This is a genomic window from Streptomyces sp. WMMB 714, assembly GCF_900090125.1.
Taxonomy (GTDB): domain Bacteria; phylum Actinomycetota; class Actinomycetes; order Streptomycetales; family Streptomycetaceae; genus Streptomyces; species Streptomyces daqingensis.
Map to the genome: position 1 here is coordinate 247,318 of NZ_FMHJ01000001.1, position 26,533 is coordinate 273,850.

The following is a 26,533-nucleotide window of genomic DNA, read 5'->3' on the forward strand; positions in this document are numbered from 1 at the left end:
GCCGGGTTCAGGAGACGACGTCCTTCCTGGCGAACCCGCGGAACGCGAAGGCGAACAGCACCAGGGCGTAGGTCACCGAGACCGAGCTCCCCTTCAGCATCCCCGCCCACTCCAGTTGGGGCTGCAGCGCGTCCGCCCAGGCGTACTGCCAGTGGGCCGGCAGGAACTCCCGCCAGGAACCGAGGGCTTCGACGGCGTCGAGCAGGTTGCCGACGATGGTCAGGCCCACGGCTCCGCCCACCGCGCCCAGCGGCGCGTCGGTGACCGTGGAGAGCCAGAACGCCAGGCCCGCCGTGACCAGTTGGGAGACGAAGACGAACGCGACGGCCAGCGCGAGCCTCAGCAGGGCGGCGTCCTCGGGGATCGCGCCGCCGGCCGGGCTCCGGAGCGGCTGCCACCCGTAGGCGACCGTGCCCACGGCCAGGGACAGCAGGGGCAGCAGCACGATCGCGGCCAGGCTGAAGGTCAGCGCGACCCTCAGCTTGCTCCACAGCAGCCGCGCGCGCGGCACGGGTGCCGCCAGCAGGTAGCGCAGCGACGACCATCCGGCCTCCGAGGCCACGGTGTCCCCGAAGAACAGCGCCACGGGGACGACCAGCAGGAACCCGGCCGAGAGGAACAGCGCCGACGTGGCGAAGTTGAGCCCGGAGGCGGTGGCGGTGTCCATCAGGTTGATCCGCCGCTCGCTGCCCGCCCCGTCACCGCCCTCGCCGTCGCCGCCGATCGCGAAGGCCAGGACGAGGACGAAGGGGAGGACGGCCAGGATCACCGCCACCACCGCGGTGCGGCGGCGGCGCAACTGCCGTACGGCCTCCACCCGGAAGGGCAGCGTGCGGCCCGGCCGGTAGCCCGATGCGGTCCCCGACTGGGCGGTCACGAGGTCTCTCCTTCGATGAGGGTGAGGAAGGCGTCCTCCAGGCGGCGGTGCGGCGCGAAGCCGTTCACCGGGATCCCCATCCCCACGAGTTCCGCGAGCAGCTGGGACGGGCTCGCGCCGCTCAGCCGCACCAGCAGTCCGTCGTCGGCCCGTACGGCGGACAGCACGCCGGGCAGTCCGGCCACCTTGCCCAGCTCTGCGTCCCCGAGGGGCGGGCCGTCGACGCCGACGAGCAGCGTCTCGCCGGAGCCGGTGATCTCCTTGACCGCGCCTGCCTGCACGAGCCGTCCGCGGTCCATGACGACGAGATGGGTGCAGGACTGCTCGACCTCTGCCAGCAGGTGCGAGGAGACGATCACGGTGCGGCCCTGGGCGGCGTAGCGGATCATGACCTCGCGCATCTCGCGGATCTGCGGCGGGTCGAGCCCGTTGGTGGGCTCGTCGAGGATCAGCAGGTCCGGCATGCCCAGCATGGCCTGGGCGATGGCGAGCCGCTGCCGCATGCCCTGGGAGTACGTGCGCACCGCGCGCTGTACGGCGTCCCCGAGCCCCGCGATCTCCAGCGCGTCGTCCATGCGGGCGTCTTCGGCGGGGCGCCCTGTGGCGGCCCAGTACAGCCCCAGGTTGGCCCGGCCCGACAGGTGCGGGAGGAAGCCGGCGCCCTCGACGAAGGAGCCGACCCGGGAGAGCACCGGGGCGCCGGGCCGCACGGCGTGCCCGTAGAGGCGGATCTCGCCCGCGTCGGGCGTGACCAGACCCATCAGCATGCGCAGGGCCGTGGTCTTGCCCGCGCCGTTCGGGCCGAGCAGTCCGAGCACCTGGCCCTTCTCGACGCGGAAGGACAGGTCGCGTACGGCGTACCTGCCCTCGGACTTCGCGTAGCGCTTCGTCAACCCGGTGATCTGCAGGGGCACTTCGGCGAGCTCCGGTTCGGGAGCGGGAGCCGGTGCGCGGCGCCGGACGGTCACCAGCAGGACCGCGGCGGCGGCGCCGGCGAGCGGCAGCCCCCAGACCCAGGCGGGCAGCGGCGCGGCCTCGGTGCTGACGCCGTCGGCGGTGGGGACGCTCAGGCCGCCGGCCAGGGAAGCCGTGTACGAGCCGGGTTCGGCCGGGGAGGCGTAGCCGAGGTCGGTGGTGGCGAGGACCAGCCGGAGCCGGTGGCCCGCCTCGACCTCGTGGTCCACGGCGGGAAGCCGGATCTCCACGGTCCTGCCCCGCTGGGCGCCGCTGACGCGGACGGAGGAGACGAGCTGGGAGGGCAGGGTCGCTCTGCCGTCGGGCCCGACGTCGTACACCTTCGCGAAGAGCACGGCGTCGGCGTCACCCTCGGACTTGACCCGCACCTTGGCGGTGGGGGAGCCGGTGACGCGCAGCGGACTCGTCAGCGGCCGGGAGTCGAACCGTGCGTGCTGGCCGGGGAAGTCGACGTTCAGGCCGCCGACGCCGAGGGAGGACAGCTGCGAGAGTCCGCCGCCGAGGCTGGGAACGGACGAGATCGAGGGCGGTCCCGCGCCGGCCGGGTTCTCGAAGCGCTTCTCCCCCGCGTCGAGGGCGACTTCGCGGGCCCCGCTGCGCAGCCCGGGGTAGGAGGCGCCGGTCGCCCCCCGCGTCCGGACGGTGCCGTCGGTGGAGTCCACACCTCCGGATTCCGTGATGCGGAAGGCCGGTCCGGCGTCGACGCCCTTGTCGCCCTTCAGGTGGCGGTCGAACCACGCTGCCGTGCGGGCGTCGAGGCGTGCGGTCTCCGGGTCGCCGCCGTCGTGGCCGCCCGCGAACCAGTCGACGGAGACGGGCGCACCGTTGGCCCTTATCGCCTTGGCCATGGCGTCCGCCTGGCCGAGCGGGAAGAGGGAGTCGGCCTGGCCCTGGGCGATCAGTGCGGGCACCTTGATCCGGTCCCCGACCGCGGAGGGGCTGCGTGCCTCGAGGAGCCGGCGCGCGGCGCGGTCCGGCTCGCCGCTCACCGCCACCCGCTCGTACATCTCGCACACTTCCGCCTCGAAGCGGCCGCAGCCGCCCTGCGGGGAGCCGGAGCCGAAGAAGACCCCCGCCCAGAGCTTCTTGAAGACCCCGTCCGGGAACAGCGAGTCGGCGAGGTTCCAGTACGTCATCCGCGGCGCGATGGCGTCGACCCTGTCGTCGTGTCCCGCCGCGAGCAGGGCGATCGCACCGCCGTACGAGGCTCCGGTGATGCCGACCCGCGGGTCGCCGCCGCCGTCGAGCCGTACCTCGGGGCGCCGGGCGAGCCAGTCGATCAGCCGGGAGACGTCCGCGACCTCGTGCTCGGGGTCGTTCAGGCCGATCTCTCCGGTCGAGTCCCCGAAGCCGCGCGCCGACCACGTCAGTGCGGCGTAGCCCTGCCGGGCAAGGCTCTGCGCCTGCGCGCGCATGTCGTCCTTGTCGCCGCCGAATCCGTGGCCGAGCAGGACGACCGGCCGCTTCGCGGAGCGGGGGCCCGAGGTGAAGTACGAGGCGTCGATCTTCGCGCCCGGCATGGCGAAGGTCCGGTCGACCCGTTCGACGGGCGGCTCATCCCCGGACGCCGTCGCGCTCCATGTGCCCGCGCCGGCGAGCACGGCCACGGCGGCGACGCCGGCGAGCAGCGTCCTGCGGGTGCGGCGCGTCGTGCCGCGCAGCCGGTCCGGCCAGGTGACCGGCCGGTCTCCCCGGCTCTTTCGCAGATCCATGGTCGAACCCTAGAAGGACGGACGGCGGATTGGCGGGGTCTCCAGGTGGATTCCGGCTCGGCTCCCGGGCGTACGCGCACGCGCCGCCCTACAACCACCGCAGTACGGATCCCGGCCGGCAGCGGGACCCGGTACAACGTTCGCACGCCGGAACTCGGAACGATCCGGCGAGGACGGATTGTTCGCCGGTACGCGCCGGAGGCGGCCATTGCGGTGCGGGCCGCGCGGCTCTCCGCGGCAGGAGGCCGCTCCCCTCGCTTCCCCCTTCCCGGATCAGCGAATTGAGCCGGAAACAGGCGAGTTGGAGCAGGATCGGCGACCGTGAACTCCATAGGGCGCGGACAACTCGCGGCTCGGGGCGGGCGGGAACGTATAGCATCCGCGCCCATGACGAAGAGCGAAATGATTGCCGCGCGCAGACCGGCGTACCTGTCCGACCTCGCCGACGGAACCGAGCGGTTCTTCGAAGCCCGGCGGGAGACCTGTCCTTGGTGCGCGTCGGCGAAGCCGTTCGAAGTAGTGCTGCGCACCTCGGACGTCATACAGCACAAGCCGGGCCGATTCGTCCTGGAATCCTGCACGGACTGCGGGCACGTGTTCCAGAATCCGCGCCTGAACGCCGAAGGTCTCGAATTCTACTACCGGGACTTCTACGACGGACTCGGCGAACAGGACATGAACTCCACGCTCCAGTTCAACCGCGCGGGGCACGAGGGGCGGGCCCGCATGGTCCTCGCCTCAGCAGGCACGCCCCGGCAGTGGCTCGACGTCGGCACCGGGCACGGCCACTTCCCGCAGGACGCCAAGAGGGTGCTGCCGGAAACCGAGTTCGACGGCCTCGACATGACCGACGGCGTCCTGCTCGCCCAGCAGGAGGGGCGCATCCGCAAGTCCTACCACGGCAACTTCGTCGAACTCGCCGACGGGATCGCCGGCCAGTACGACGTGATCAGCATGTACCACTACCTCGAACACACCCTTGATCCGGGAGCGGAGATAGCAGCGGCCCGCAGGGCGCTCCCCGCGGGCGGGTACCTCTCCATCGAGCTGCCGGACCCCGAATGCGCCTGGAACCGGCTGCTCGGCCGCTGGTGGACGCCCTGGCTGCAGCCGCAGCACCTCCACATGATGCCGATCGCGAACCTGCGCGCCCGGCTGACGGATCTGGGGTTCACCGTGGTCGCCGAGCAGCGGGCCGAACCGCACATCGCCACGGACGCGGTGAACGCGGCGCTCCTCCTCGTGAACGCCGCCACGATCTCCGGAGAGGACCTGGCCTGGCGCGCGGCTCCGCCGTCACGTCTCCGCAAGGCGCTGCGCAAGGCGGCGTTCCTGGTGAGCCTGCCCGTCGTGGTGGCCGCACTGCTGGTCGACCGCCTCGTCGCGCCGATCGGACGCAAACGCGGCATGTCCAACACCTACCGGGTGCTGGCCCGCCGGACGTCCTGACGACAGGACTGCCCGGGCAGTCGAAGCCCGCAGCCGCGGAGTCTCCAGCCGTCACGCCGCTTCCGGAAGTGCTCCCGCCGGGCGGGGCTGCCCGACCGTCACGAGCGGCCGGGCAGGGCCGGTGCGGCACCGCATTCCAGGGTGCCGAGAGGGGTCAGTGGGCCTCTTCGTAGGCCTGGCGGATGTGAGCCGGCACCCGTCCCCTCTCGTTGACGTTGTGGCCCTGGCTCTTCGCCCATTCGCGAATCTTCGCCGTGTCCTTCGCCCCCGCGGAGGAGGACCGAGGGGCCGCCCCACCGCCCTTTCGGCTCCGCTTGATGCGCCGGCCCTTTTCCATGTAGGGCGCCAGGGCGTTCATGAACTCGGCGTGGTTCTTGTCGTTGAGGTCGATCTCGAAATCCGTGCCGGCGACGGAGAACTGCACGTTCGTGACGTCTTCGGACTCCTCACCCGTAATGTCATCGATGAGGAGAGTCACGACCCGCTGCGCCATGATGGGTTCCTTCCGGGATCATCTGAAGAAGAAGCTACATATTGACCGCTGCGGAACTTCCCGTCAATTCCTGTTGCGTCGAGGCTACTTGTAGCACCCAGACGTAATATGCTGGCCGGTCGGCGGCGGCACCGAAATTCCTCCCGCCGTGGAGGGGGAGTTCTCGTCGACGGGGAGCATCCTCACGCCGGGCCGCATTCCTTCCGGGCCTGCGCATGGGTACGCGCCCGTGTTGCGGAGCGGGCGGCCGGGCCGTTCGCGGCGGCGGAAATCGGGGTCGGGAACCAATTCCCGGAGTTCGCGGGAGACTTCCCGCGTCTCCCTTCGGGAGACCGGAAGGGCCCCTCCCGAACGCCGGGAGGGGCCCTGTTCCGCGCGCGTGCCGGTGTGACCTCAGCGCACTCCCACGGACCTCAGCACGGCCTTCTGGCGCGCCGTGATCTCACGGGGGAAGTAGAGGTAACACACGCCGCCCGTACCGGACTTGACCTTGCCGTCCGCGTCCTTGCGCTTGGTGCGCAGCCAGATGTTCTCCCACTGGCGCCGCTTGTAGACGTTGCGGACCGCGTCGTTGTCCTCGGAGGCCGGGTCGTTGGCGATGACGTCGCCGTCGTCGGTGAAGCCGACGACCGTCATGAGGTGCCCTGCCGTTCCGTAGCCCGCGCCGTCGAGTTCGGACTCGATGAAGGACTGCGACGTGATGAGGGGGATGCCGGCCGCGACGAGGCGCTCCGCGTCCGTCAGGCTCTCCAGGCGGGTGACGACACCCTCCATGTCCCGGTAGGTCGCCGCGTAGGCCGCGTTGAACGGCCAGTTCCCGCACCCCTCGTACTGGTAGTCGAAGGCATGGCGTGCGGCGTGGCACACCTGGGGGTCCTCGTACGACGGGTCGACCCACTCCAGGTCCTTCGCCGACGGCTTGCGCCCCCAGTACTCGATGATCATCTGCGAGGACGTCGGGCTGCACCAGGCCTCGCCGCCGCCGTCGTACTCGGGGTACTGGCCCTTGTGGATCTCCTGCGAGTAGGGCGGCACGTCCAGCTCGACACCGCGCGGCAGGCTCGGCTCGGAGGCGGGGACCTCGAACCGGTCGGGGACGTCGGAGCACATGGCGCTCAGCCGCCACACGGCCGGCTCGGCGCCGCTGGCGAGCGCGCGGTACAGCGTCAGACGCACCTGGTAGGCGATCACCCGCAGGCCGCTCGCCAGGTCGTCGACGGCGAGCGTGTCCGTCCAGACGCTGGCCTTGTCGTCGCTCTGGTCGTCGACGGAGGTGCGGCGCGGCACGTCCTCGCCGTCGCCGGCGGTCCAGATGCCCATCGTGAACCAGGGCGACTTCGTGCCGTCGGAGTAGAGGCCCTTGAGCTCGATGCGGAGCCAGGTGCCGGCGGGGGTGTGCGCGTTCCAGGACGTGATGATCTCGCCCGCGTCCACGCCCGCCTCGCGCAGCGGAGAGGTCCACGTGGCGTACTCCCACGTCTCCGTCTTGTCGGTGTGGGGGTCCTTGTACTTGGTGGTGCCCTGCGGCCTCTCGAAGACGATGCGGGGACGGCCCGAGTTGACGGCGCGTACGCCCTCGGCCTTGCCCTCCGCCCAGTCGCGGTAGCGGTGCCAGCTGCGCAGCGAGACGTGCGACGCACCGCCGCCCGCCCGTGTGCCCGCCCCGGCGCCCGTGCTCAGCCCGGCGGCGGACGCGGGCTGTCCGGCTGCTACCCCGGCTGCGGTGGCTACGGCGGCAGCCAGGACGGTTCGGCGCGTGGCGGGTCTGCTGTTCATGGCCATAGATCCCTCAACTCGGTTCCCATGCGGCGTCAGGTGCGCGTCAGACTGCCACTATCTCCGCTGCGGCGCCCCCCGTGCCAGGGATCGGCCCGCCGAACGCACCCACCAATATTGGTTTGGACCACTGCGCAGCCCCGGAGGGGGCGGTCCCGCGCGGGCCGTACGCTGAATGCGATGCCCCGGCAAGCGGACCCTCACACCGTCCTGGACCCCGTCTCCCTCGCCGCGGAGCTGTCCGCCGCACCCCCCTCGTGCGGGCCTGTGCGGCTCGTGGCGGTGGACGGGCACGCCGGGTCGGGCAAGACGACGTTCGCCGGTGTGCTGTCCGCCCGTCTGGGCGCTGCACCGGTGCTGCATCTGGACGACTTCGCCACCCACGCGTCCTTCTTCGGATGGGCCGCACGGTTCGCGGAGCAGGTCCTCACCCCCTTCGCCGAGGGCCGCCCCGCGCGCTACGTCCGCTACGACTGGGCGCAGGGCCGCTTCCCGTCGTCACCGGACGCAGCCGGGGCCGCTCCCGCCGCCCCAGTGGTGCTCATCGAGGGCGTGGGGGCGGGACGGTGCGAGCTGCGCCCGCACCTCGCGGGGCTGCTGTGGATGGACGTCGCCCCGGAGGAGGCGTGGGGTCGCGGAAGGCGGCGGGACGGTACGGATCTGTCCGGATTCTGGGACGAGTGGACGCGTGCCGAGACTACGCATTTCGCCGAGGACCCCTCGTATTCGTATGCGAATTACGTGGTGTGTCGGGGAGCGCAGGGATACGAGGTGCGCAGGGGGCCCGCGGGACAGCGCTGACGGCTCCAACTCGTCACGCACCGTTACGCGTTGGGCGTTCGTACGGCCTGTCTCGCGGACAGTCGCGCAGAGCCGCTTGACCCGGGGACCCCACAGGAATTACTTTTCCAGAAGGCGATCCGTACAGGTCGCCCGCAGACGCGAAGCCCCCGGTTGTTCCCCCGTGATCGGGGGCTTCGTCCTGTCCGCACCCGGGCCGTCGACGGATTCTCCGGCCCCGCGCTCACCGTATGTCACCACACCAGTCCGGAGCGCAGCCTTCCGCTTCGATGCTCCAGGGCTCCCGCGACGGCCTTCGGACGCGACGACCCCGCAGGTACGATGCTTGGAGGCGGCGGACATCGGGCAAACCAGGGTCAGCCGACCCCAAATCCCGCCCGGAGTACGGACGTTCGTCCGGCACCTCGTCCGGTCGTCCGGTGATGGGGCGCCCGGGGCCCGCTCCCCGGACGCAGGCGGGCGGCCGTCGGCGGATGACGGGGGGACGTTTCGTGGGGGACGTGATGGACTACGGCAGGCAGAGCGGCGGCCCGCACATCCACGCCCCCGCCGATCTCGCCTGGCTGCGCGGGGTGGACGCCTACACAGTGGGCCAGTACACCCAGGCCGAGGAGGAGTTCCACACCGCCGTACGGCTCGACCCCGGAATGGCCGACGGCTGGCTGGGACTTCACGCCCTGCGCGCCGACACCCCGACGGCCCTTCTCCACATGTACCAGCACCGCCGCCGCTTCGGCGAGCAGCGCGAACGCTACGCCCGCAACCTCAACTCCTGGTACTGGCTCGGCTGGTGGGTACAGCCGGTGCTCGAGAGCGAGCGCGACCTGCTCCTCGCGCACGCCTCGCACTGGCTCGACGGACGGCACGTCGCGGAGCTGGACCGGGCGCTCGCCGACTGCCCGCCAGTGGAGACCGATCCGCAGGTGCGCTTCCTGCACGCCTGCCGCGCCTACCTCGCCAAGGACTGGGAGCGGCTCGTCGCCCACACCGAACCCCTCGTCGAGGATCCGCTCCTGGGCATCGAGGCCGGCCTGTTCGCCGGGATGGCCCGCGTGCGGCTGGAGATGTACGGGCAGGCCGAGCCGCTGCTCGCCTCCGCCCTGATGCGCTGCCGCAGCGAGCAGCCCCAGCGCAAGGAGCTGCGGTACTGGCTGGCACGGGCCCGGGAGGGGACCGGGCGCAGCGCCGCCGCGCTGCCGCTCTACCGCGCCGTGCACCGGATCGACCCGGCGTTCATGGACACCGCCGCGCGGCTGACGGCCATCGCCGAGAGCGACGGTCTCGGCGACTCCGGCGACGTGGCCGCCACGATCGCCCTCGCGGGAACGGGCGGCGGGCGCGGCGGCCTCGACGGGGCGGACGCGCCGCCCGGCGGGCTGGAGCCCGGCCAGGACGCCGGCGACCTCCCGTCCGCGGACGGTCCGCTCGCCGGGCCGCCCGGCTTCGACGCCCCGGATCCCGCCGAGAGCGCGGACCCCGATCTGGACCCGCTGGCGGACGCGCTGAACCTGGAGGACTCCGGCGACCCGGCGGAGCCCGTACGGGTGGATTCCGACGCGGTGCGGAACCGTATCGCCGCCCACGCTGCGGACTCCGGCACGGACCGCGTGCTGGCGGGCCCCTCCGACCCGGTCCTGCTCGCCCAGGCGCTGGACGAACTGGAGCGGATGGTCGGGCTGGAGCCCGTCAAGCGCCAGGTGCGGGCCCTCTCGGCCCAGCTCCACATGGCACGGCTGCGCGCCGCCCAGGGCCTGCCGGTCCAGCCGCCGAAGCGGCACTTCGTCTTCTCCGGCCCGTCGGGGACGGGCAAGACGACGGTGGCACGCATCCTCGGCCGCGCGTTCTACGCGCTGGGACTCCTGGGCGGCGACCATCTGGTGGAGGCCCAACGGGCCGATCTGGTCGGGGAGTTCCTCGGTCAGACGGCCGTGAAGGCGAACGAGCTCATCGACTCGGCGCTGGGCGGCGTGCTGTTCGTCGACGAGGCGTACGCGCTCGCCAACTCCGGCTACAGCAAGGGCGACGCGTACGGCGACGAGGCCCTGCAGGTGCTGCTGAAGCGCGCGGAGGACAACCGCGACCAGCTCGTCGTCATCCTCGCCGGTTACCGGGAGGGCATGGACCGCCTCCTGGCGGCCAATCCGGGCCTGTCGTCGCGCTTCACTACGCGTGTCGACTTCCCCAGCTACCGCCCGCTGGAGCTGACCGCGATCGGCGAAGTCCTGGCGGCGGAGAACGGCGACGTGTGGGACGAGGAGAGCCTCGAGGAGATGCGCAGCATCAGCGGCCACGTCGTCGACCAGGGCTGGGTCGACGAACTGGGCAACGGCCGTTTCCTGCGCACCCTTTACGAGAAGAGCTGCGCGTACCGCGATCTGCGGCTCTCCGGGTATCCGGGCACGCCCACGCGCGAGGACCTGTCCACGCTGCGGCTTCCCGACCTGATGCAGGCCTACGGGGAGGTGCTCTCCGGGCGCGGTCCCGACGGGCCGCGCCCCGACCCGCCCTCCCCGCTGGGCTGAGCGGAGAGAGCGCCCCGCGGGGCTCAGCCGGCCGGGACCTCCGACGCGGCCTTCTCCGCCGCACCCGGTGAACTCCCGCCGCCCGTACGGGAATCGGCCGCTGCCGCAGCCGAGCCGGACGTGCGCTGCTTCGGCGGCGCCCCCGCCGGTTCGTGAGCCGGGTCGTGCACCTCTCCGACCAGCATCTCCAGCACGTCCTCCAGCGCCGCGAGGCCCAGCACCCGCCCCGAGGCGTCGGCGACCGCAGCAAGGTGGGAGGCGGCACCGCGCATCGCGGCCAGCGCGTCGTCCAGGGGCAGTTCGGCCCGGAGCGTGGCCATGGACCGCCACAGATGCTGCGGCACGGCACGGTCGTGCTCCGTGAGGTCCAGTACGTCCTTCACGTGCAGGTACCCCATGAAGGCCCCGTCGGGCGCGCAGATCGGAAAGCGCGAGTATCCGGTGCGCACCGTCAGTTCCTCGACCTGGCGCGGCGTGACGTCCGGCGGGACGGTCACCAGGGACGTCCGGTCGAGCAGCACGTCCGTGACCGGACGTGAGCCCAGCTCCAGGGCGTCGGAGAGCCGTTCGTGCTCCTCGTGGTCCAGGAGTCCGGCCTGCCGGGAGTCGGCGAGCAGATCGGTGAGCTGCTCGCTGGTGTAGACGGCTTCGACCTCGTCCCGCGGCTCGACGTGGAAGAGCAGCAGGATCCACTTGGAGCAGCTGCCGAGGGACGCGGTCACGGGACGGCACAGCCGCGCGAAGCCGACGAGCCCGGGGCTCAGCCACAGCGCGGTGCGCTCCGGGGCGGCCATCGCCAGGTTCTTCGGGACCATCTCGCCGATCACGAGGTGCGCGGAGACGACAACGGCCAGCGCGACGACGTACCCGACGGGGTGGACGAGCGCCTCGGGCAGCCGCACCGCGTGGAAGAGGGGCTCCAGCAGGTGCGCGATGGTGGGTTCGGCGACCGCGCCGAGCGTCAGCGAGCAGATCGTGATGCCGAACTGCGCCGCGGCCATCATCTGCGGCAGGTTCTCCAGGCCGGTCAGCACCTTGCGGGCTCGCGCCGATCCGCCGGCGGCCAGTGGTTCGATCTGGCTGCGGCGCACGGAGACCAGCGCGAACTCGGCGCCCACGAAGAAGCCGTTGCCCAGCACCAGAAGGGCCGCGAAGAGGAGTTGCAGGGTGCTCACCGGGTGCTCCCCTCGGCCTGCCGGTGCGGTCGGTGCGGCTCGGCGGGAGCCGCTTCGCGTACGGACGGCCCCGCGGGGCGTGCGCCGTCGTCCGCCTTGACGATCCGGACGCGTTCGGCCCGGTGGTGGCTGACGTGCCGTACCCGCAGCTGCCAGCCGGGGGCGTCCGGCCCGCCGCCGAGGACGGCGACGTCCCCGGGGGCGGGAATGCGGCCGAGCCGGTCGGCGACGAGCCCGGCGACGGTCTCGTACGGGCCCTCCGGCGCCTGGAGGCCGATCCGGCGCAGCATGTCCACGCGGCAGCCGCCGTCCGCCTCCCAGGCGGGCCGGCCCTCCGGGTCGGGCGGGGCGGGAGCGAGGGCCGGCACGTCGTCCCCGTCGTGCTCGTCGCGCACTTCGCCGACCAGTTCCTCCACGATGTCCTCGAGAGTGACCACTCCCGCCGTGCCGCCGTACTCGTCGACGACGACGGCGATGGGCGCCTCGCGGCGCAGCCGCTCCAGCAGCGGCTGCACGGGCAGCGACTCCGGGACCTGCAGCACCGGTGCCGTGATCCGCGTGACGGGGGTGCGCAGCCGTTCCCCGGCGGGGACGGCGAGGGCGTCCTTCAGGTGGGCGATTCCCGTGATCTCGTCGAGCCGCTCGCGGTAGACGGGGAAGCGGGAGTGTCCTGTGGCGCGGGTGAGGTTGAGGACGTCCTCCGCCGTCGCGCCGGTCTGCAGGGCGCAGACCCGCACGCGCGGCGTCATCACGTGCTGCGCGGTCAGGCCGGCCAGGGAGAGGGTCCGCACGAAGAGGTCGGCGGTGTCCTGCTCGATGGCGCCCGCGCGTGCGGAGTGCCGTGCGAGGGAGACCAGTTCGCCGGGTGTACGGGCCGACGCCAGCTCCTCGGCGGGCTGCACGCCGAACACCCGGACGATGCGGTTGGCGACGGCGTTGAGCAGGGTGATCAGCGGCCGGAACGCGGCGGAGAAGAGCCGCTGGGGGCGTGCGACGAAGCGTGCGACCTGCATCGGACGGGAGACGGCCCAGTTCTTGGGGACCAGTTCGCCGACCACCATCTGCAGCGCGGAGGCGAGCAGCATGCCGATCATGACGGCGATTCCGGGGACCAGCCCGGCGGGAAGCCCGGAGGCCGCCAGCGGAGGGCCCAGGAGGCGTGCGAGGGCGGGTTCGGAGAGCATGCCGACGACCAGCGACGTGAGGGTGATGCCGAGTTGGGTCCCGGAGAGCTGGAAGGACAGCTCACGCAGGGCGGCGGTCACGGCGCGGGCCCTGCGGTCGCCTTCGGCGGCGGCACGTTCGGCTTCCGGGCGTTCCACGGTGACGAGGCCGAACTCGGCAGCGACGAAGAAGCCGTTGGCCAGGATCAGCAGGAAGGCTGCGGCGAGAAGTACGAGCGGGAGGGTCATGCTGTGGCTCCCCTGATGGGCAGGGCAGGCACAGCGCAGGTACTACAGGACGATCCGTCCATCGCTGACGGTGGTCACTCCTCGGGTAGGGGGTCAGAGCGGGCCGCGGCCGAGTGGGTCACTTCTCGGATCGCCGCCCCGACCAGAGTAATCACCTTCGTGCGGGCCGCGGCAGGGGCGACGACCGGGCGAATCGGTTCTGCCCGGGGGAACGGAGAGGACGGCACGAGGCGCTGACGGGTGCACGGGGCCGCTCCCCGTCCACCGGGCGTCCGGCCCGGAGCGGAGCGCCCGGCCCGGCCCGGGGTCAGCGCACGGGGTCTCCTGAGCCGTGCTCGAGCGCCAGGGCGCGCAGTGCGGCGGCGTCGCTGATCGCCTGCTGCTTCGCGATGCCCGGCTGGATCCCCATCGCGGGAAGGCTGGTGCCGTCGGCGAGGTCGAGGGCGACCCACGGGTCGCCGGCACGGAGCCGCACGGCCAGCACTTCCGCCCATTCGAGACGCCTCGTGGTCGTCAGGTTGACGACGGTCACTCCCTTGTCGTCCGCGGTGACGCGGGGGCGCGCGAGAAGCAGGAGCACGCCCAGGAAGAGGAGTCCGGTCGCGATGAAGCTGACCCGCTCCCCCGGCGCCGTCGTCGCCGACGGCAGGAGGAGGGCGATCGCGACGAGCACGGAGCACTGCACGACGCCCACGGCGAGGAGGACGGCGCGTGTGCGCGTGGGGCGGAACGTGACGGGCAGCTCGGGCAGTTCGGTCATGCGCGGGGCTCCTGGCTGGTTCGCACGCACTACAGGCGGCAGGCGTGGATGCCGGTGGTGAGGATCGCCCGGGCGCCCAGGTCGTACAGGTCGTCCATGATGCGCTGCGCCTCATTCGTGCGGACCATGGACCGCACGGCGACCCAGCCCTGGTCGTGCAGCGGCGAGACGGTGGGCGACTCCAGGCCCGGGGTCAGGGCGACGGCCTGCTCCAGGTGCTCGGCGCGGATGTCGTAGTCCATCATCACGTAGCGGCGGGCGACGAGGACGCCCTGCATGCGGCGGAGGAACTGCCGCACCTTCGGGTCGTCGTCAGGCGCCCCGGTCCCCCGCACGACGACGGCCTCGGAGCGCAGGATCGGCTCGCTGATGATCTCAAGACCCGCGTTGCGCAAGGTCGTTCCGGTCTCCACGACGTCGGCGATGACCTCCGCCACTCCGAGCTGGATGGCCGTCTCCACGGCGCCGTCGAGGTGGACGACGGAGGCGTCGACGCCGTGGTCGGCGAGGTGCTTGGTGACCAGGCCGGAGAAGGACGTGGCGACCGTCATGCCGCCGAAGTCGGTCACGCTCTTCGCCGTCCCCGGACGCGTCGCGTAGCGGAAGGTGGAGCCCGCGAAGCCGAGTTGGAGGATCTCCTCGGCCCGGGCGCCGGAGTCCAGGAGCAGGTCGCGTCCGGTGATGCCGATGTCGAGCTTGCCCGAGCCGACGTAGACCGCGATGTCCCGGGGCCGCAGGAAGAAGAACTCGACGTCGTTCTCCGTGTCGGCGAGCACCAGTTCACGGCGGTCCTTGCGCTGCTTGTACCCGGCCTCCTGGAGCATCTCCGACGCAGGCTCCGACAGTGAACCCTTGTTGGGGACGGCGATGCGCAGCATGGTGCGAGGTTCCTTTGCGTGAGGTGCTGTGTGCGAGCGAGGTCGTGGGTTCGGTGCCGGAGGGAGGAGACGGGCCTCCGGTGGGCCGGGCCGGCGTCGGGCTGTGCGGGCGCGGCCGGCGGAGTGCGGCGACGGGCGTACGCGCCGGCGCTCAGAGATGAGCGTATACGTCCTCGAGGGAGACGTTCCGGGCGATCATCATCACCTGCACGTGGTAGAGCAGCTGCGAGATCTCCTCAGCGGTTCGCTCCTCCCCCTCGTACTCGGCCGCCATCCACACCTCGGCGGCCTCCTCGACGATCTTCTTGCCGATGCTGTGCACGCCCTGGGCGGTCAGTTCCGCGGTACGGGAGGTGATGGGGTCGCCGGTGGCGGCTTTGTGCCGGAGCTCGGCGAAGAGCTCCTCGAAGGTCTTGTTCGCCATGGTGTCCTCAACTCTACGTGCAGGCCCCGGCGCTCCTAACGCCAGGGTTCGGACACGGTGCGCAGCACGGCCGCCGTGGCGACGGCGGCCGTGACGGCCTCGTGTCCCTTGTCCTCCGACGACCCTTCGAGGCCCGCCCGGTCCAGGGCCTGCTCCTCGGTGTCGCAGGTCAGGACGCCGAAGCCGACGGGGACGCCGGTGTCGGCGGACACCTGCGTCAGGCCCTGGGTCACGCCCTGGCAGACGTACTCGAAGTGCGGTGTCCCGCCGCGGACGACGACGCCGAGGGCCACGATCGCGTCGTAGCCGCGGCCCGCGAGGACCTTGGCCACGACGGGCAGCTCCCAGCTGCCGGGGACGCGCAGCAGCGTCGGCTCGTCGATGCCCAGCTCGCGCAGGGCGCGCAGCGATCCGTCGACGAGCCCGTCCATGACCTGCTGGTGCCACTGCGCGGCGATGACCGCCACGCGCAGGTCGCCGCAGTTCTTCACGGACAGTTCGGGGGCTCCCTTGCCGCTCACGTTGCTCCTCGCATCGGTGTCCCGGGCCGGCGGGTCCGGCCGGTGGGTGTCGGTGTCGGTGGGTGTCGGTGTAGGTGGGTGGAAACGGTCCTCGTGGCGCGCGGCGCGTGGGGAGGTCACTGGCTGCCGCAGGGCGAGGCGGGGTCCGCCTCGAGCCACGGCAGATCGTGCCCCATGCGGTCGCGCTTGGTGCGCAGGTACCGCAGGTTGTGCTCGCCGGCCTCGACGGGCATGGCGACCCGCTCGGCGACCCGCAGCCCGTACCGCGTGAGCGCCTCGGCCTTCTCCGGGTTGTTGGTCATCAGCCGCAGGGACCGCACGCCGAGGTCGCCGAGGATCTGGGCGGCCGCGGCGTAGTCACGTGCGTCCGCGGGCAGTCCCAGTTCGAGGTTGGCGTCGAGGGTGTCGCGGCCGTGCTCCTGGAGTTCGTAGGCGCGCAGCTTGGACAGCAGCCCGATCCCCCGGCCCTCGTGTCCGCGCAGGTAGACCACGACTCCCCTGCCCTCCTCCTGCACGCGCCGCAGCGACTCCTGCAGCTGCGTGCCGCAGTCGCAGCGCAGCGATCCGAAGACGTCGCCGGTCAGGCACTCGGAGTGGACGCGTGCGAGTACGTCCTGGCCGTCCTGCTCCGCCAGGTCCCCGGCGACGAGGGCGATGTGCTCGACACCGTCGAGGGCGGAGCGGTAGCCGTACGCCTGGAACTCGCCGAACCGCGTGGGGAGCCGTGTGACGGCCTCCCGCCGGACGGTCGGTTCGGACGTCCTGCGGTAGGCGGCGAGATCCTCGATGGAGATGATCGCGAGACCGTGCTTGCGCGCGAACGGGATCAGCTCGGGCAGCCGCAGCATGGCGCCGTCCTCGCCCGCGATCTCGACGATCGCGGCGGCGGGCCGCAGCCCGGCGAGCCGGGCCAGGTCCACGCCGGCTTCGGTGTGGCCGGGCCGCGCCAGCACGCCGCCGGGCTTGGCGCGCAGCGGGAACACGTGCCCGGGACGTACGAAGTCGCCCGGCGCGGACCCCGCCTCCGCGAGGAGGCGGATCGTGGTCGCGCGGTCGGCGGCCGAGATGCCGGTGGTGACGCCGTGGTGCGCGGACGCGTCGACGGAGACGGTGAAGGCGGTGCCCATGGCCTCGGAGTTCTCCTCGACCATCTGCGGCAGCTCCAGACGGCCGACGTCGGCGGCCTCCATGGGGGTGCAGATCAGGCCCCTGCACTCGCTCATCATGAAGGCGACGATCTCGGGGGTGATCCGCTCGGCCGCGACGACGAGGTCGCCCTCGTTCTCGCGGTCCGCGTCGTCGACGACCACCACGGGACGCCCGAGGGCGATGTCCGCTATCGCGCGTTCGACGGGGTCCAGTCCGAACTCCTCACCGCCGCGCTCGCCGTCGCCGGCGGGGTGGGCAGCGGGCAGGCCGGGGGTGGTGCTCACGCTCATGGCTGCGACTCCTCGATGGGACCCGTTCGGGCCGGTGGTGCCGTTCGGTGCGGTTGCTGTGCGGCTCACGGCAGTGCTCCCTCCGGGGCCGTCCGGCGGTCCGGCCCCCGGCCCCCGGCGCTTCCCGCCCCGTCCGCGCGGCGCGTCCGCAGCCACCAGCTGCGCAGGCCCCACAGCACGAGGACGAGGTAGACGACGTACACGAGGCCGGAGAAGGCGAGACCGCTGCTGAACGCCAGGGGCACGCCGACGATGTCGACCAGCAGCCAGGCGAACCAGAACTCCACCAGGCCCCGCGCCTGCGCGGTCATCGCGGCGAGGGTGCCGACGAAGATGTACGCGTCCGGCCACGGGCTCCACGACAGCGACGGGACGAGGGTGAAGAGCCCGCCGAGCGCGAGAGTGCCCAGGACGGTGCCGGCGAGGAGCACGGCGCGCTCCCGTGCGGTCGCGAAGCGCACCGCCACCGCTCCGTCCTGCGTGTCCCGCTTGCCGCTCCGCCACTGCCGCCAGCCCCACAGCGCCACCAGCACGACCAGGAGCTGCTTGCCGACTCCTCCCGCGAGCTGCGCCGAGTAGTAGGCGCCGACGAGCACCACTCCGGAGAGCACCTGCACGGGCCAGGTGAGGATGGAGCGACGCCAGCCCAGGGCGAGCGCGGCGAGACCTATGGAGTTGCCGATGACGTCGGAGTAGATGACGTGCTGCCCGAACGCCGTGAACGCCTCGTCGTTGAGCCAGCCGAGAGCGCTCATCGGACGGTCTCCCTCGGGCGCGTGGCGTCCTGCCCGGCCTCCCCGGCTCCGCCCGCGCCGCCGCGCGCGGTGTGCGCGCCCCCGCCGTGGCTCATCAGCCGCTCGACGTACTTCGCGAGGACGTCGACCTCGAGGTTGACCGGGTCCCCCGCCTGTTTCACGCCCAGCGTCGTGGCCTCGAGCGTCGTGGGGATCAGGCTGACGGTGAAGTGCTCGTCGCCCGCCTCGACGACGGTGAGGCTGACGCCGTCGACGGTGATGGAGCCCTTCTCCACGACGTACCTGGCCAGCTCCGGGGGGATCCGGACGGCCACGTCGCCCTGCTCCGTGCGCTCGGTGATCGTCCCGGTGCCGTCGACGTGCCCCTGGACGAGGTGGCCGTCGAGACGTCCGCCCAGCGCCATGGGGCGCTCCAGGTTGACGCGGGACCCGGCCCGCAGCGCCCCCAGGCAGGAGCGTTCCAGCGTCTCGCCGATGACGTCCGCGGTGAACTCGCCGTCGGCGGTCTCGACGACGGTGAGGCAGACGCCGTTGACGGCGATCGACTCTCCGTGCCGTACGCCCTCGGTCACGAGGGGACCGCGCAGACGGATGCGCGCCGCGCCCGGCAGCTCCTCGACGGCGACGACCTCGCCCAGTTCTTCGACGATTCCGGTGAACACTCAGGACTCCTCGGTGGCAGCGGTGGAAGCGGTGACGGGTGATGCGGCGGAGGCCCTGGCGCGGGCGGACCCGGCGGCGACCGCTGTGATGCGCAGGTCCGGGCCGACGCGCACGGATTCGGTCATCTGCAGCCGCAACGCCTGCGCGATGGCAGCGATTCCGGCGTCGCCGAGCACGGCGGGCCCGGAACCCAGCAGCACGGGGGCGACGTAGCCGATGACCTCGTCGACGAGCCCCTCTCCGACGAACGCGCCCGCGAGCGTCGGGCCGCCCTCCAGCAGCACCGAGCGCACCCCCCGCCCGTAGAGCTCGTTCAGCAGCGCCGGCAAGTCCACGCCGGGACGGCGGCCCTTCGACCGGGGCAGCCGCAACACCTCGGCGGCGCCGCCGAGTTCGGGGGCCGCCGCGTCCTGCGCGACGGCGATCAGCGTGGGCGCCGTCCCGTCGAGGACGCGGGCGCCGGGCCGTACGGCGGTGCCGGCGGTGTCGATCACGACGCGCAGCGGCTGCACGGCGCCGGGGACGCCGCGCACGGCCAGGTGCGGATCGTCGGCGCGGGCGGTCCCGGAGCCGACGATCACGGCGTCGGTACGGGCCCGGAGGCGGTGGACGTCGGCGCGTGCCGCGTCGGAGGTGATCCAGCGGCTGGAGCCGTCGGCGGCGGCGGCGCGGCCGTCGAGAGTGGCGGCGTACTTCCAGACGACGTACGGGCGTTGGAGCCGCACCGCGGTGAGCCAGGCGGCGTTGACGGCCGCCGCCTCGTCGGCGAGCAGGCCGCGTTCGACGTCGACGCCCGCCGCGGCCAGGGTGCGTTCGCCTCCGTTGGTGCCGGGGTCGGCGACGGCGTAGAGGACGCGGGCGATCCCGGCGTCGATGAGGGCCCGGGAACAGGGACCCGTGCGTCCGGTGTGGTCGCACGGTTCGAGGGTGACGACGGCGGTGCCGCCCCTGGCGTCGTCCCCTGCCTCGGCCAGCGCGTGCACCTCGGCGTGCGGACCTCCGGCCCGCTGGTGCCAGCCTTCGCCGACGGGGTGGCCCGCGGAGTTCAGCACGACGCAGCCGACGACGGGATTCGGGCTGGTCGATCCCAGGCCGCGGGAGGCGAGTGCGACTGCGCGGCGCATGGCGGCTCGCTCGGCCGGTTCGGCGGACGGTGCTGAGCCTGCGGCGTCGGTGGCCACCGGGTCTCTCCTGCCTCTAGGGCACGGACTCCGGGGCATGTGGGATGTCTGCGGACCTGTGAGCCGGCTGCACCGCCGGCCTCCCGTGGAGCCGGCCTCTCCGCGAAGCGGAACGCGGGGAAGGACCGGATTCGGCGGTGTACCGTCTCGGCCCGCCGCGCACTGCCTCCCATCCGGACTTTAACCGTCGGTCCAGGAGTTTCACCTGGTCAACCGGTCGCTGGCTGCGACCGGGTCGCGGACTGTAACCGCCGGTTCGGACTTTCACCGACCCCGGAGTGCGCTGACGTCACTGGTACGCGTCCAGTCTGCCACGGACCGAGGTGGCGCACGCTCCCGCCCGCTGTGGGCTCACTCACAGACGGTGTCCGCATGAGCCGGGCGCGTGCGCCGTCAGTCCGGCGGGACGGGCCACGTCCGCCGGCGCTCGCGGCCCGTCCCGAAGAGGCGTGGAATCCCCTTGCCGAGCTCGCCGCGCTCCCCCGTACAGTGGCCCGGATCGCGTGGGCCACGGCCGGGGCGAACGGGCGTGCCGCACGCGCGACGCTGCGGAAAGTGCACGTCATGGCGCTCGCGCGGACAAGGGAACCCAGGCCGGAGGACGCCGCACATGCAGCAGACCACCCCCGACGCAGCCACCCGCCGGGCCCGGCTCGCGATCTCCGTCGTCTTCGCCTCGCACGGAGTGGCCAGCGGCAGCTTCGCCACGGCCATCCCCTGGATCCGGGAGCATCTGCACCTCACCCCCGGCTGGCTGGGCATAGCGCTGGTCTTCCTGACCGTCGGCGCCTCGGCCGCGATGTCGCTCTCGGCCCGTCTCGCCCACCGCTACAGCCCCCGTCCGCTGCTGGGCTGGCTGTCGCTGATGTGCTGCGCGGGCCTCGCGCTGCCGGCGCTCTCCCCGGCCCTGGTGTGGCTCTGCCTGGCCCTCTTCGTCTACGGGTGCGGGCTCGGCCTGATGGACGTCGCCATGAACGAGCACGGGGTGCGGATCGAGGAGCGGTACGGCAGGTCGGTGATGTCCGGACTGCACGGGGTGTGGAGCGTGGGCACGCTGATCGGCGGTGCCGGCGGCGCGCTGGCCGCGCACACGGGCCTCGACGGCAGGGTCCATCTGGCTCTGGTCGCACCGGTCGCGGCGGCCGCGGCGGTCGTCGCGAGCCGCTGGGCGCTGGACGTACCGGCGGAGGGGTCCGCGCCCGGCGGGGAGGCCGGCGAGGAGCCGCCGCGTTTCGCGCTCCCTCCGCGTGCGGTCCTGCCGATCGGCGTCATCGGCTTCTGCGCGATCTTCGCCGAGGGAGCCTCCATGGACTGGTCGGGCATCTACCTGCGGGACGTCACTCAGGCCGATCCCGCGCTCGCGGCGGGGGCGTTCACCGCGTTCGCCTCCACGATGGCGGTGGCACGGCTCGCAGGCGACGCCGTGGTCAGGCGTCTGGGGCCGGTCCGCACCGTACGGGCCGGCGGGCTGGTGGCCGCGCTCGGCAGCGCGCTGGTCGTCGCCGCGGGGTCCCCCGGACCGGCCGTCGCGGGCTTCGCCCTGATCGGCGTCGGCATCGCGGTCGTTGTGCCGCTGTGCTTCGCCGCCGCGGGCCACTCGGGCACCGGATCGCAGGGGCAGGCGATCGCGGGGGTGGCCACCTTGGCGTACGCGTCGGGCCTGGCGGCTCCGGCTGCCGTCGGCTGGATCGCCGAAGCCACGTCGCTGACGGTGTCGTTCGGGATGGTCACGGTGCTGCTGCTGGGGCTGGTCTTCGGGGCGGGCGTGCTGCGCAGCGACGCGAAGCCCGCGGCGGCGGGCCCGGCGGGGAAGCCGGCCGAACATGACGCGGCGCGGGAGGCGGAAGCGCAGCCGGCCGACTCGGGGAGCAGCACTCCCGCCGGTCCGGGGGCCGCGTCCTCCTGACCCAGGGGTTCCGCTCCCACGCGTGGCGCAAGCGCTGCGGGCAGGCAGGCAGGGAGCCTACGAGCAGCACGTGCGCTCCGCGTGGTTCCGCGACTGCCCGGTGCTGTTCGGCTTCGACGGCGAGCAGGTCGAGATCAACCACCAGAAGCCGGACGACCTCTCCGTCACGTGGAACACCGTCCATCCCGCCCGCCCTCCGCACCGGGACGACATCGGTCTGCGGTGGCGCCCCGAACCCCGTGTGTGGAGGTCACGTTCCCCTTCGGCTCCCGCGCGGGCGGACCGTCTTCCGGGAGGGAATCTCCACCTGGCGGGTCGACTTCGGCAGACGCGTGTCCCCCATACGGGCGCTGTGCGGGCTGGTCCGCCACGGCACGCCCCGATGGCTGCCACGCTGCCGTCCATGACCTCAACCGATCAGCAGCCACCGGGGCCGGCCTCCGGCGGGGAGCTGCGGTGGCCTTCCGGAGCGGGCCCGGCCCGGGCGTCGGGGCGCGCGCCGCGACCGGGAAATGCCGGGTCCTTCCCCGCCGAACAGCTTGAGCCCGCGGGCCGTTCGGTCGCATCCGTCCTGCGCCGCATGCACCGCATCGGGTCCGGCCTTCCCGCCGGGGACGGGGTGGCCGTCTTCAACCGCGTCTACCTGTCGGTCACCCGGGAGCTGCAACGGCGCCTGGCGACGGGCTGGTTCACGGACCCTGCCGGCGCAGAGGAGCTCGGCGCACGCTTCGCGGGACGCTACCTCGACGCCGTCGAGGCGTCCCGCCGCGGCAGCCGCACACCGTCCTGCTGGCGTCCGCTCTTCCACTTCCGCCGCCATCCGTCCGTGCACGCGCTGCAATTCGCCACCGCCGGCATCAACGCCCACATCGGCCACGACCTGCCGCTCGCGCTGCTGGAGACCTGCGAGGCGCGGGGCTGCGAACCGGACGCCCTGGAGAGCGACTTCGAGCGGATCGGCGACCTGCTGACAGGGCTGGAGGAGCGGATCCGGGAGGAGCTGATGCCGGGCCCCGACCTGCTGGACGTGGCCGATCCCCTCACCCACCTGGTGGGTTCGTGGAGTCTGGAGATGGCGAGGAGCGGAGCATGGGCGGCGTTCCGGGCCCTGTGGGGTCTGCGCGGACTGCCGGAGCTGGCCGCCGACTTCGCGCAGCGGCTGGACGAGAGCGTCGGCATGGCCGGCCGGTGCCTCCTGACGCCGCTGCCGCCTCTCCCCCGCTGCGGACGCCGCGACCGGGCGGAGCGCGCGCGGTGACGCTGCGCGCCGGCGTGCCCGCCTGTGACGGCGCGCTCCGCGTACTGGTCCGGTCAGGCGAGTTGCCCGGGACCGCTTGCGGGGCAGAAGGGGCGTGGGAGGAATCATGACACTGCGCCTGGGGCTTGGTCTGCCGCAGATGAAGAAGTTCGACCCGAGCTGTGACGTGACCGCCGCGGCACGGGCCGCCGAGGAGTGCGGATACGACAGCGTGTGGGTCTTCGAACGCACTCTGGTGCCCGAGGATCCCGTCGACGGCATGTACGGGGTGGCCGGCCGTCCGTGGCCGGAGGGCTTCCGGCACGTCGCGGACGCGGTGGTCACCCTCACGCTCGCCGCGGCCGTGACCGAACGGGTCCGTCTGGGCACGTCCGTCCTGGTGGGGCCGCTGCACCAGCCGTTCGACCTGGCCCGCGCGCTCGGCTCGCTGGACGCCGCGAGCGGCGGCCGTCTGACCGCCGGGCTGGGTACGGGCTGGTCGCGGGACGAGTACGCCGCGGCGGGAGCTGACTTCGCCCGGCGGGGCGCCCTTCTGGACGAGCTGCTGGACGTGTGCGAAACGGTGTGGAGCGAGGGCACCTCCGCGTACGAGGGCGTCCGCACCCGGCTCGCCCCGTCCGACGTGGGGCCGAAGCCGCCGCGGGGCCGCGTCCCCGTACTGCTGGCCGCGAGCAACTCCCGCACACTGGACCGGATCGCGCGCCGCGCGGACGGATGGCTGCCTTCGCTGACGCCCCTCGACGTGGTGGCCCGCACCAGGGCCGAGCTGCGCGAACGGGCCGAGCGCCACGGGCGGGACCCGGATTCGCTGACGGTCGTCCAGCGGTGCAGTCTCCAGGTGACGCCGCAGCCGCTCGGCGGGGACCGGCGACGGCATCAGGGCAGCGTCGAGCAGATCGTGGAGGATCTCGCCGAGGGCGTCGCGGCCGGGGTGGACGAGGCGATCCTGGACCTGCAGGGCTCGTCACGGGACGTGGACGAACTCCTGGCGTCGGGACGGGAGTTGTACGAGGCGGTCCGCGCAGCGGGGATGTGACGGAGCGGGCCCGGGCCTGACGGAAGCGGGGCCCGGGCCCGCTCTGCCTGCCTCTCACTCCTGCCGGGCTCCGGCGGACGCGATCCGCAGCAGCCGCAACTGGCCGATCTCCGCGACGTTCTTCATCAGCTCGGCGTTCACCCAGCCCGCCGTGTCCGCCATGGTGCGGCCGGAGCCCCCGGGCCAGGGGAAGGGGGCCGGGGCGTCAAGGTCGGCCTCGGTGAACCCCTCCAGCACGGACAGCCATTCCGCGTGCATGCCGCGCAGCCATTCGACGGCCGGCTCCCCCGCGCCCGGCCAGACGATCTCCGTGCGCTCCCGGGGTGTCCGGCCGCGCGCATGGTCGGCGGTCACGCCCCACCACCAGCCGATGTGCCAGGAGAGCCAGGCGACGGTGGGAACGGGGACGGGGTCCGGTTCGCTGTCCGCCCAGTCCGGCACCCAGGCGCCCGCGTCGTCGCAGCGCACCGTCCAGCAGTGGGCAGCCGGCTCCCACAGGAAGTCGGCGGGAGTCAGGCGCTCCAGGTGGTATTCGAAGAGCGACCACGTCAGGTCGAACTGGAAGCGCAGCAGGTCACGTCGGGAAGCGGTCACGGGGAGACCCTCGCACGCGCGCCTCCCCGCCGGGAATCGGATTTCCGGCGGGGCTGCGTACCGGCGGGGGCGTGCGCTGCGGGGAGCGGCCGCTCAGTCCTCCGGCAGCTCCACCGGCGCGATCTCGTCGTAGACGTCGCCCGGCCCCGGGTTGGACGGGTCCGTGCCGCCGCCGAGGTGGTGCAGGACGCCCCAGACCGCGTTGAGCGCCGTCTGCACAGCGCCCTCGGCCCATCCGGCCGTCCAGGAGATGTCGTCCCCCGCGAGGAAGAGGCCGCGCTTGTCGGCGGGGAGGCGGTCCTGCATGAAGTGGGTGAACAGCCGGCGCTGGTAGCGGTAGTGGCCGGGGAGGTTGGCCTTGAACGCGCCCATGAAGTACGGCTCGTTCTCCCAGGAGATCGTCAGGGGGCTGCCGGTGATGTGCTTGCGGATGTCGGTCCTCGGATAGATCTCGCCCAGCGACTTCAGCATCACCTCCATGCGCTGGTTGGCGTCCAGCGGCAGCCATTTGAGGCTGTCGTCGCACCAGGTGTAGGAGAGGCAGATGACGGCGGGACGGTCCGGGCCGTCGTCGAGCAGGTAGGTGCCGCGCGTCATGCGGTCGGTGAGCGTCATGCTCATGGTGTCGCGTCCGGTCGGCTCACCCTTCCCGTCGGTCTCCGGGTCCAGCCAGAACGGCCGGTCGACGGGGACGAAGAGCTTCGAGGACTCCATGTAGTGGGTGCGTTCGACTGCCGTCCAGTGGTCGATGGGGAGCAGCGCCTCGTCACAGTCGATCTTGCTGAGGAGCATCCACGACTGGGCGGTGAAGATCGCCGCGCGGTAGGTGCGGATGTCCCCGTCGGCGTCCGTGACGGTGACGCGGTTGCCCGCGGTGCGGTGCAGCCGGGTCACGGCGGGCCGGTGGGTCCGGCCCTCGTGCAGCGCGGCGAGAGATGTGCCGCGCGGCCAGTGGGTGAGCTTGGCGGGCTCGAACTCCCAGAGCCGGAGCGGGAGTTGCTGGCTGCCGCCGACGATGCCGCGGTGGTCGTCGTCGGCTCCGGTGTAGACGACGCGCAGGATCTCCAGGATGGAGTTGGGGAAGTCGGTGTCCCAGCCTCCCGTGCCGAAGCCCACCTGGCCGAAGATCTCGCGGTGCCGGAAGGAGGAGAAGGACGGCGAGTCGCACAGGAACCCGTAGAAGGTCTGGTTGTCCAGTTTCTCCACGAGGCCGGACCAGATCTCCCTGATGCGCGGCACGTCACGTTCCCTCACCGCGCGCTGCATCTCGGAGAAGCGCGCGCCGTCCTCCAGGCAGGTGTTCCAGGCGTCCATGACCTGGTGGAAGACGGGCGGCAGGTCTTCCAGCGTGCGGGCGTAGTGCGTCTGCCCCTTGAGGTCGATCACCGTCGAAGGGGTGTCCGGGGCCAGCGGGTTGGGGAACGGCGCCGTCTCCAGGCCGGTCAGCTCCACGTAGTGGCGGAAGGCGGTGGAGGACGGCGGGAAGCGCATCGCGCCCATCTCCGCCGTCAGTTCGCCCTCGCACCCCTCGAACGAGGCGGTGCGCAGGCGCCCGCCGATCTGGTCGGCCTCGTAGACGACGGGCTTGAGGCCGGCCTTCATCAGCTCGTAGGCGGCGACGATGCCCGACAGTCCGCCGCCGATGACGGCCACCTCGGTGCCGAGCTCCGTGGCCGGGACGGAGCCGATGCCCGCGGGATGGGCGAGGAAGTCGTCGTAGGCGAAGGGGAAGTCGGGCCCGAACATGGTCAGCGGACGGGCCGGGGCCGCCTCGGTCTGCTGCTCCTCGTGGACGGCCGTGGGCACTGTGGACGTCATCGTGCGTGCTTCTCCTGTCGGGTCACGGCAACCCGACTCCGCGCAGGGGGCGGGGAGTTCGGGCATGCCGGGGTTGCGGTGGTGCGGTCGGCGGGGCGGAGCGCGCGG

General features: G+C 72.6%; 22 protein-coding genes and 1 riboswitch. Of the genes, 6 read left to right on the forward strand and 16 right to left on the reverse strand.

What is annotated here, in order from left to right; genetic code table 11:
* Positions 1-7: 7 nt before the first annotated feature.
* Both H181DRAFT_RS00900 and H181DRAFT_RS00905 read right to left on the reverse strand, forming a co-directional pair.
* Entirely contained in the window at positions 8-877 is an 870-nt protein-coding gene (locus H181DRAFT_RS00900; RefSeq protein WP_045862193.1) for an ABC transporter permease, read from the reverse strand.
* Positions 874-3,564: an alpha/beta fold hydrolase gene (locus tag H181DRAFT_RS00905; protein WP_045862194.1), complete on the reverse strand. Its 2,691-nt coding sequence runs from the start codon at positions 3,562-3,564 to the stop codon at positions 874-876. The genes H181DRAFT_RS00900 and H181DRAFT_RS00905 overlap by 4 nt, the downstream gene beginning before the upstream one ends.
* A 387-nt stretch (positions 3,565-3,951) precedes the next feature.
* Between H181DRAFT_RS00905 and H181DRAFT_RS00910 the strand changes: the two genes are divergently transcribed.
* Positions 3,952-5,013, forward strand: a complete 1,062-nt coding sequence (locus H181DRAFT_RS00910; protein ID WP_045862195.1) for a class I SAM-dependent methyltransferase — start codon at positions 3,952-3,954, stop codon at positions 5,011-5,013.
* Between the two features lie 154 nt (positions 5,014-5,167).
* On the opposite strand, the gene H181DRAFT_RS00915 is transcribed toward H181DRAFT_RS00910, so the two are convergent.
* Positions 5,168-5,506 (reverse strand): histone-like nucleoid-structuring protein Lsr2, encoded by a 339-nt coding sequence (locus H181DRAFT_RS00915; protein ID WP_045862196.1) that lies wholly within the window; start codon positions 5,504-5,506, stop codon positions 5,168-5,170.
* 393 nt (positions 5,507-5,899) lie between these two features.
* Complete coding sequence (locus tag H181DRAFT_RS00920; RefSeq protein WP_045862528.1) at positions 5,900-7,282, reverse strand: peptidase C39 family protein; 1,383 nt, start codon at positions 7,280-7,282, stop codon at positions 5,900-5,902.
* 180 nt (positions 7,283-7,462) lie between these two features.
* Here H181DRAFT_RS00920 and H181DRAFT_RS00925 point away from each other — a divergent pair, with 180 nt between their 5' ends.
* Positions 7,463-8,083, forward strand: a complete 621-nt coding sequence (locus H181DRAFT_RS00925; protein WP_045862197.1) for a uridine kinase family protein — start codon at positions 7,463-7,465, stop codon at positions 8,081-8,083.
* Positions 8,084-8,586: 503 nt separating this feature from the next.
* Entirely contained in the window at positions 8,587-10,605 is a 2,019-nt protein-coding gene (locus H181DRAFT_RS00930; RefSeq protein WP_045862529.1) for an AAA family ATPase, read from the forward strand.
* A 23-nt stretch (positions 10,606-10,628) separates the two neighbouring features.
* Here H181DRAFT_RS00930 and H181DRAFT_RS00935 read toward each other — a convergent pair whose 3' ends face one another.
* From H181DRAFT_RS00935 to ribD, 10 genes are all read right to left on the reverse strand, one after another.
* Complete coding sequence (locus H181DRAFT_RS00935; RefSeq protein WP_045862198.1) at positions 10,629-11,780, reverse strand: hemolysin family protein; 1,152 nt, start codon at positions 11,778-11,780, stop codon at positions 10,629-10,631.
* Positions 11,777-13,192, reverse strand: a complete 1,416-nt coding sequence (locus H181DRAFT_RS00940; RefSeq protein ID WP_045862199.1) for a hemolysin family protein — start codon at positions 13,190-13,192, stop codon at positions 11,777-11,779. Before H181DRAFT_RS00940 ends, H181DRAFT_RS00935 begins: the two co-directional genes overlap by 4 nt.
* A gap of 307 nt (positions 13,193-13,499) precedes the next feature.
* Positions 13,500-13,952, reverse strand: a complete 453-nt coding sequence (locus tag H181DRAFT_RS00945) for a PH domain-containing protein (protein WP_045862200.1) — start codon at positions 13,950-13,952, stop codon at positions 13,500-13,502.
* Positions 13,953-13,981: 29 nt separating this feature from the next.
* A complete protein-coding gene (gene hisG / locus H181DRAFT_RS00950) occupies positions 13,982-14,830 on the reverse strand; it encodes an ATP phosphoribosyltransferase (protein WP_045862201.1) in 849 nt (282 codons plus the stop codon).
* Between the two features lie 151 nt (positions 14,831-14,981).
* Positions 14,982-15,254, reverse strand: coding sequence for a phosphoribosyl-ATP diphosphatase (locus H181DRAFT_RS00955; RefSeq protein WP_045862202.1), 273 nt, complete (start codon positions 15,252-15,254; stop codon positions 14,982-14,984).
* Positions 15,255-15,289: 35 nt separating this feature from the next.
* Complete coding sequence (gene ribH, locus H181DRAFT_RS00960) at positions 15,290-15,775, reverse strand: 6,7-dimethyl-8-ribityllumazine synthase (RefSeq protein ID WP_045862203.1); 486 nt, start codon at positions 15,773-15,775, stop codon at positions 15,290-15,292.
* Between the two features lie 116 nt (positions 15,776-15,891).
* Complete coding sequence (locus tag H181DRAFT_RS00965; RefSeq protein WP_045862204.1) at positions 15,892-17,214, reverse strand: bifunctional 3,4-dihydroxy-2-butanone-4-phosphate synthase/GTP cyclohydrolase II; 1,323 nt, start codon at positions 17,212-17,214, stop codon at positions 15,892-15,894.
* Positions 17,215-17,279: 65 nt separating this feature from the next.
* The gene (locus H181DRAFT_RS00970; RefSeq protein ID WP_045862205.1) at positions 17,280-17,969 is read right to left on the reverse strand and encodes a nicotinamide mononucleotide transporter family protein; all 690 of its coding nucleotides are present in this window, start codon (positions 17,967-17,969) and stop codon (positions 17,280-17,282) included.
* Positions 17,966-18,631, reverse strand: coding sequence for a riboflavin synthase (locus tag H181DRAFT_RS00975; protein WP_045862206.1), 666 nt, complete (start codon positions 18,629-18,631; stop codon positions 17,966-17,968). Before H181DRAFT_RS00975 ends, H181DRAFT_RS00970 begins: the two co-directional genes overlap by 4 nt.
* Positions 18,632-19,756 carry a bifunctional diaminohydroxyphosphoribosylaminopyrimidine deaminase/5-amino-6-(5-phosphoribosylamino)uracil reductase RibD gene (gene ribD / locus H181DRAFT_RS00980; RefSeq protein WP_045862530.1) on the reverse strand — a complete coding sequence of 375 codons (1,125 nt, stop codon included), beginning with the start codon at positions 19,754-19,756 and terminating at the stop codon, positions 18,632-18,634. It abuts the gene before it with no gap.
* A 212-nt stretch (positions 19,757-19,968) separates the two neighbouring features.
* A riboswitch (FMN riboswitch) is annotated at positions 19,969-20,099 on the reverse strand.
* A 324-nt stretch (positions 20,100-20,423) separates the two neighbouring features.
* On the opposite strand from ribD, the gene H181DRAFT_RS00985 reads away from it, so the two are divergent.
* From H181DRAFT_RS00985 to H181DRAFT_RS00995, 3 genes are all read left to right on the forward strand, one after another.
* Positions 20,424-21,719, forward strand: coding sequence for an MFS transporter (locus H181DRAFT_RS00985; RefSeq protein WP_078895402.1), 1,296 nt, complete (start codon positions 20,424-20,426; stop codon positions 21,717-21,719).
* Positions 21,720-22,290: 571 nt separating this feature from the next.
* Positions 22,291-22,977 carry a DUF5995 family protein gene (locus H181DRAFT_RS00990; RefSeq protein ID WP_302622620.1) on the forward strand — a complete coding sequence of 229 codons (687 nt, stop codon included), beginning with the start codon at positions 22,291-22,293 and terminating at the stop codon, positions 22,975-22,977.
* A 106-nt stretch (positions 22,978-23,083) separates the two neighbouring features.
* Positions 23,084-24,013 carry an LLM class F420-dependent oxidoreductase gene (locus H181DRAFT_RS00995; RefSeq protein WP_045862207.1) on the forward strand — a complete coding sequence of 310 codons (930 nt, stop codon included), beginning with the start codon at positions 23,084-23,086 and terminating at the stop codon, positions 24,011-24,013.
* 54 nt (positions 24,014-24,067) lie between these two features.
* Here H181DRAFT_RS00995 and H181DRAFT_RS01000 read toward each other — a convergent pair whose 3' ends face one another.
* Together H181DRAFT_RS01000 and H181DRAFT_RS01005 are read right to left on the reverse strand one after the other, a co-directional pair.
* A complete protein-coding gene (locus H181DRAFT_RS01000) occupies positions 24,068-24,607 on the reverse strand; it encodes a DinB family protein (RefSeq protein WP_045862208.1) in 540 nt (179 codons plus the stop codon).
* A gap of 93 nt (positions 24,608-24,700) precedes the next feature.
* Positions 24,701-26,425, reverse strand: coding sequence for a flavin monoamine oxidase family protein (locus H181DRAFT_RS01005; RefSeq protein WP_045862209.1), 1,725 nt, complete (start codon positions 26,423-26,425; stop codon positions 24,701-24,703).
* Between the last annotated feature and the right edge of the window lie 108 nt (positions 26,426-26,533).

Bases quoted from the DNA above. Each gene is read 5' to 3' on its own strand.
- H181DRAFT_RS00905 (WP_045862194.1), bottom strand. From the start codon at position 3,564: ATGGATCTGCGAAAGAGCCGGGGAGACCGGCCGGTCACCTGGCCGGAC.
- H181DRAFT_RS00910 (WP_045862195.1), top strand. From the start codon at position 3,952: ATGACGAAGAGCGAAATGATTGCCGCGCGCAGACCGGCGTACCTGTCC.
- H181DRAFT_RS00915 (WP_045862196.1), bottom strand. From the start codon at position 5,506: ATGGCGCAGCGGGTCGTGACTCTCCTCATCGATGACATTACGGGTGAG.
- H181DRAFT_RS00920 (WP_045862528.1), bottom strand. From the start codon at position 7,282: ATGAACAGCAGACCCGCCACGCGCCGAACCGTCCTGGCTGCCGCCGTA.
- H181DRAFT_RS00925 (WP_045862197.1), top strand. From the start codon at position 7,463: ATGCCCCGGCAAGCGGACCCTCACACCGTCCTGGACCCCGTCTCCCTC.
- H181DRAFT_RS00930 (WP_045862529.1), top strand. From the start codon at position 8,587: ATGGACTACGGCAGGCAGAGCGGCGGCCCGCACATCCACGCCCCCGCC.
- H181DRAFT_RS00940 (WP_045862199.1), bottom strand. From the start codon at position 13,192: ATGACCCTCCCGCTCGTACTTCTCGCCGCAGCCTTCCTGCTGATCCTG.
- H181DRAFT_RS00945 (WP_045862200.1), bottom strand. From the start codon at position 13,952: ATGACCGAACTGCCCGAGCTGCCCGTCACGTTCCGCCCCACGCGCACA.
- hisG (WP_045862201.1), bottom strand. From the start codon at position 14,830: ATGCTGCGCATCGCCGTCCCCAACAAGGGTTCACTGTCGGAGCCTGCG.
- H181DRAFT_RS00955 (WP_045862202.1), bottom strand. From the start codon at position 15,254: ATGGCGAACAAGACCTTCGAGGAGCTCTTCGCCGAGCTCCGGCACAAA.
- H181DRAFT_RS00965 (WP_045862204.1), bottom strand. From the start codon at position 17,214: ATGAGCGTGAGCACCACCCCCGGCCTGCCCGCTGCCCACCCCGCCGGC.
- H181DRAFT_RS00970 (WP_045862205.1), bottom strand. From the start codon at position 17,969: ATGAGCGCTCTCGGCTGGCTCAACGACGAGGCGTTCACGGCGTTCGGG.
- ribD (WP_045862530.1), bottom strand. From the start codon at position 19,756: ATGCGCCGCGCAGTCGCACTCGCCTCCCGCGGCCTGGGATCGACCAGC.
- H181DRAFT_RS00985 (WP_078895402.1), top strand. From the start codon at position 20,424: ATGCAGCAGACCACCCCCGACGCAGCCACCCGCCGGGCCCGGCTCGCG.
- H181DRAFT_RS00995 (WP_045862207.1), top strand. From the start codon at position 23,084: ATGACACTGCGCCTGGGGCTTGGTCTGCCGCAGATGAAGAAGTTCGAC.
- H181DRAFT_RS01005 (WP_045862209.1), bottom strand. From the start codon at position 26,425: ATGACGTCCACAGTGCCCACGGCCGTCCACGAGGAGCAGCAGACCGAG.